The organism is Cupriavidus sp. WS (genome assembly GCF_000395345.1).
In the GTDB taxonomy this organism is placed as follows: Bacteria; Pseudomonadota; Gammaproteobacteria; order Burkholderiales; family Burkholderiaceae; genus Cupriavidus; species Cupriavidus basilensis_B.
On the sequence record NZ_AQPL01000556.1, the window covers coordinates 1 to 4723 of the forward strand.

At 70.6% G+C, this 4723-nt stretch carries 4 protein-coding genes and 1 pseudogene; 2 read left to right on the forward strand and 3 right to left on the reverse strand.

Features of this window, described 5'->3' with window-relative positions:
- Window positions 1–834: pseudogene (locus K206_RS44035) on the forward strand (pyruvate dehydrogenase (acetyl-transferring), homodimeric type); the annotation flags it as partial.
- 23 nt (window positions 835–857) lie between these two features.
- On the opposite strand, the gene K206_RS0134430 reads toward K206_RS44035, so the two are convergent.
- Both K206_RS0134430 and K206_RS0134435 read right to left on the reverse strand, forming a co-directional pair.
- Complete coding sequence (locus K206_RS0134430) at window positions 858–1154, reverse strand: H-NS family nucleoid-associated regulatory protein (RefSeq protein WP_020206817.1); 297 nt, start codon at window positions 1152–1154, stop codon at window positions 858–860.
- A 43-nt stretch (window positions 1155–1197) separates the two neighbouring features.
- Complete coding sequence (locus K206_RS0134435; RefSeq protein WP_029044416.1) at window positions 1198–1419, reverse strand: hypothetical protein; 222 nt, start codon at window positions 1417–1419, stop codon at window positions 1198–1200.
- A 672-nt stretch (window positions 1420–2091) separates the two neighbouring features.
- Here K206_RS0134435 and K206_RS0134440 point away from each other — a divergent pair.
- The gene (locus K206_RS0134440) at window positions 2092–3339 is read left to right on the forward strand and encodes an outer membrane beta-barrel protein (RefSeq protein WP_196812964.1); all 1248 of its coding nucleotides are present in this window, start codon (window positions 2092–2094) and stop codon (window positions 3337–3339) included.
- Here K206_RS0134440 and K206_RS41055 read toward each other — a convergent pair.
- Entirely contained in the window at window positions 3336–4625 is a 1290-nt protein-coding gene (locus K206_RS41055; RefSeq protein ID WP_020206820.1) for an acyltransferase, read from the reverse strand. The genes K206_RS0134440 and K206_RS41055 overlap by 4 nt on opposite strands.
- Between the last annotated feature and the right edge of the window lie 98 nt (window positions 4626–4723).

The window sequence follows — 4723 nt, forward strand, 5'->3', positions numbered from 1 at the left end:
TTCCAGCGCGTGGGCGACCTGATCTGGGCCGCGGCCGACCAGCGCGCCCGCGGCTTCCTGATCGGCGCCACCGCCGGGCGCACCACGCTGGCCGGCGAAGGCCTGCAGCACCAGGACGGCACCAGCCAGCTGATCGCCTCCACCGTGCCGAACTGCCGCGCCTACGACCCTGCCTTCGCCAGCGAGGCCGCCGTCATCATCGACCACGGCGCGCGCCGCATGCTCGAAGACCAGCACGACGAGTTCTACTACCTCACCGTCAACAACGAGAACTACGCGCAGGCGCCGCTGCCGGCCGATGCGCGCGAAGGCGTCATCAAGGGCATGTACCGCTTCGGCACGCGCGGCCCGGGCGAGGGCGCCGCCGCGGTCAGGCTGCTCGGCGCCGGCGCCATCCTGCGCGAGGTCATCGCGGCGGCGGAACTGCTGGCCGAAGACTGGGGCATCCGGTCCGAGATCTGGAGCGTGACCAGCTTCTCCGAACTGGCGCGCGACGCGCGCGAGTGCGAGCGCGGCGGCCTGTTCGCGGCCGGCGGCGAGGCCCGGAGCTACGTGCAGCGCTGCCTGCCCGGCACCACGCCGGTGGTGGCCGCCACCGACTACGTGCGGGCCTGCGCGCAACTGATCGCCTCCTATGTGCAGGCGCCGTTCACCGCGCTGGGCACCGACGGCTTCGGGCGCAGCGACACGCGCGACGCGCTGCGCGGCTTCTTCGAGGTCGACCGGCATCACGTGGCGCTCGCCGCGCTGCGCGCGGTGTCGCCGGCCCTGCATGCGCAGGCGCTGGCGCGCTACGGCGCGGGCGGCGGCCAGGACGCGCCCTGGCTGCGCTAGGCCAGGCCGCGTGCCCGGCCCGCTCAGTCCGCGCCGGCCTCGGCGCGGAAATGCTCGATCGACTGCCCGGCGTTGACGGCGCGCTGCAGCCAGTGCGGCATCGCGCCGTGGCCGTCCCAGGTCTGGCCGTCGGCGTTGCGGTAGTGCTTCTGTTCTCTCTTTGGCGGCGGCTTGGTGGTCCGGATCGTGGTCCGGATCGGGGCCGGGATCGCGGCCGGAAAGCAGCCGGCAGCGGCCAGCGCATCGATGGTCAGGCCATATGCGGCCATGCGCTCGCGCACCCAGATGATGGCCGAGAGGCGTTCGATTTCGACGGACATGCGGGGGACCGGGAGTTGGACGACGACAACGTGGCGATGCGGCTCAACTGCCGCGCTGGTCGGCCGCGCCGGCCTGTTCCGGCTGCGGCCTGACGGCGGCCGGCTCGCTGGCGGCGTCGCTCTGCAGGACCCGTCGCTGGGCGCGCTGCTCGGCCCGCTTGGCCGCGCGGCCCTTTTCGATGACGGCGAAGTCCGGGCCGGCCAGTGCCGCGAGCGAGCATGCGAGTGCCGCCAGGCCGGCGGCCATCAAGGTCAGATTTTTCACGAGCGTTGCCTGTTCGGTGTGATTGCGGTCGGGTTGCGGAGCAACGCCGTGCGCCGGCGGCGCAACGGGGCGCGCATGCCGTCGCGAGGAAAAAAAACGGGGAGCGGGCCCTGGGCCGCTCCCCGCGGCTGGAGATAGCTCAGCCGTCAGAAGTGTGGCCGCACTGGAGCAAAGGAGAAGCACGCGGCCACAGAGCCACCTGTCTACCCGGATATCCATCCGGCGCGGGCCGGCGCCGGTGCCGGGCGCCGCCGGCAAACGGGCCTGCCGTCGTTCGCGCCGCCGGCAAGGGCGGCGTGGCCCGAGGCATGGGCCGCGGCGGCGCGGAACGCTGTGGCGGGCGCCACGGCTGCCAGGGCGATACCTCGGGTCTTCATGATGCGTCATCTCCAGGGGCGGCGGCGTGGCGGCGTCCGGTCCGACCGGCTCTTGGGCCTGTCTTGAACCTGACGAATCACGCTGGAACGACGGCAGTGTATGCCTGCGCGATGAATTCGAATAACGATATAAAACTATGTGTACCAGTCGTTTTTTTCATGGGGAAAAAACGCCATGCGCGACGCGGGATGACGGACATTTACGTCCCTGCAGCGGCATGTTCCTTGCCGGCGAGCCGCTGCCACACCACGGCGGTGCGGTACGCCAGGCCCGGCAAGAGAAGGAACCCATCCGATGAAAACACACGTCCGATTCTGCGTCGCCACAGTCCTGACGGCATTGAGCGCCGGCCCCGCCGCCGCGTGGGCGCAGGACCAGCCGCAGCAGGCGGCGGCCGAGGCCGGCCAGCAGCCCGCGCAGGAAGCGCAGGAAGCGCCGGCGCCGGCACTGCAGCCGGCGATCGCGAGCACGTTGAGCGCGGCCCCCGTGCGCATCGACGCGGGCGCGCTCGGGCCGCTGTACGTGGGCGGCGTGCTGAGCGGGCTCGGGCTGGCGCAGAGCCACGCCGTGCCGGCGGACCGCAGCCGGCAGTTCGACCTCGGCAACGCCCAGGTCTTCGTCAACAAGGCCGATGGCCTGCTGCAGTTCTTCGTCCAGGCCGGCTACTACTCGACGCCGGTGCTCGGCGTGCCGTACCTGCGCACCTCGGATGCCACGCCGGCCTTGTTCAGCCCGCTGGCCCAGGGCTATCTCAAGATCGCCCCCACCGACACGCTGTCGGTGATGGTCGGCAAGCTGCCCACGCTGATCGGGGCGGAGAGCACCTTCTCGTTCCAGAACATGAACATCCAGCGCGGCCTGCTGTGGAACCAGGAGAACGCGGTGAACCGCGGCATCCAGGTCAACTACGCCGCCGGCCCGCTGACGCTTTCCGCATCGGTGAACGACGGTTTCTACTCGAAGCGCTATAGCTGGATCACGGGGCTGGCCAGCTACGCGCTGGACAGCAGCAGCACCATCACGTTCAGCGCCGGCGCCAACACCGGCCACACCGACGTATCGACGAACGCGACGCCGCTGTACCAGAACAACCAGCAGATCTACAACCTGATCTACACGCGCACCCGTGGCGCATGGACCTTCCAGCCCTATCTGCAGTACACGCGCGTGCCCAGGCTGCCCGAGTACGGCACCAGCGAGGCGGCCTCGACCTACGGCGGCGCGCTGCTGATGAGCTACGACTTCGGCGCCGACGCCACGCCCGCCGGGCTGCGGCTGCCGGGGTTCAAGCTGCCGGTGCGGCTGGAGTACATCGCCTCGACCGGCACCGCGGCGGGCGGCGCGCCCAATCTCCTGTACGGCGCGGGCAGCGAGGCATGGTCGGTCACGCTGACCCCGACGTACCAGTACAAGCGCTTCTTCGTGCGTACCGAGTTCGCCTACGTGGGCGCGCGCCGGACCGCGCCGGGCGCGGCCTTCGGCACCGATGGCAACCGCCGCGCGCAGGTGCGCGGCCTGTGCGAGATCGGCGTGCTGCTCTAGTCTGCCTCGGGGACGTTGCCGGAGGTCGGCGCCATGCGCGCGGGCCGCCCCGCTTCCGCGCCGAAGTATCGCTTGAGCGCCAGCAGCCTTGCCTCGAACAGATGCCACGTGGCAAGGCTGATCAGCATGCACGCCAGCAGGGAAACCAGCACGAAGCACAGGTAGCCGGCCGAGAACACGCTGCCCTCGTCCGGCAGCAGTTGCAGCCGCGCGCGGAACAGCCATGCCACGGCATACAGCACCGGCGGGTGGAACACGTAGAGCGAATAGCTGTATTTCCCGAACGTGGTCAGCACGCGGTGGCCGAGGAACCGGTTCAGCCGCGCATCGGGCGGCAGCAGCAGCGTGGCCGCGATCAGCAGCGCGGCGCTGGCGCCGATGATGCTGAAGCCCAGCGTCTGCAGCGCCAGCCCGTTGCGCCGCAGCCCGCCGTCGAGCACGTCGACCAGCGCCGCGCCGGCGAATGCCAGCACCGCGAGCGCGCCCAGCACCTGCCGCGCGCTGGGCAGCGGCGCCCGGCAGCGCGCATACGACGCCACCAGCGCGCCCCACAGGAGCGGGTCGACGTGGGTGAGCGTGGACACGTAGATTGCCATCTGGTCCCAGCCGCGCGCGATCAGGGCCAGCCTGAGCAGCGGCGACGCCGCGCACAGGGCCAGCGACAGCAGCGCCACGCGCCGGGCCGGGCACAGGAACACCACCAGCGGCCAGGCCAGGTAGAACTGCTCCTCGATGGCGAGCGACCACAGTTGCGTCACCGGCACCGGCGAGCCCTGCGGCAGCTTGGCGAAATACCAGTTCTGCAGATAGCTCCAGAACCACGCCTGCGCGCGATGGAGGTCCGCATAGGCCTGCCCGGGCTGGTAGATGTCGGCCAGGAATGGCCGCAGGACCAGAAAGAACAGAACCAGGAAGAAGTAGTACAGCGGGAAGATCCGCAGCGTGCGCCTGGCGTAGAAATTGACGAAGTAGCGCGGCGCGCCTTTCGCGTCGAGCAGGATGCCGGTGATCAGGAAGCCGGACAGCGCGAAGAAGACGTCCACGCCGATCCAGCCCGACACCAGCAGCTTGAGCGCGAGATGGCCGATGGTTCCGCTGTCGCCGAGCGCGGCCGGCACCACCGAGTGGTGGAAGAAGACCAGCAGGATGGCGATGCCGCGTATGCCGTCGAGCGGGCGCAGGTGGCCGCGCGCGAGGCGGCTTGCGGGCGCTGCCCGCGGGCCCGCGGTCGTGGCGCCGTTGCGCTGTGCGCCGCGCGGCTGTGAACGGGGATACTCGCTGCGCATTGACGCCCCATCCAGGTTTCCCGTATCGGCACGAGTGTACCGGCGTCCCCTAGGCATCGTCCGCCAAGTTCAACGCACGGCGCGCCGCGCCGCGTGGG

Excerpts from the sequence above, each read along its gene's own strand:
- K206_RS41055 (WP_020206820.1), bottom strand. The coding sequence starts at position 4,625 with ATGCGCAGCGAGTATCCCCGTTCACAGCCGCGCGGCGCACAGCGCAAC.
- K206_RS0134430 (WP_020206817.1), bottom strand. The coding sequence starts at position 1,154 with ATGTCCGTCGAAATCGAACGCCTCTCGGCCATCATCTGGGTGCGCGAG.
- K206_RS0134440 (WP_196812964.1), top strand. The coding sequence starts at position 2,092 with ATGAAAACACACGTCCGATTCTGCGTCGCCACAGTCCTGACGGCATTG.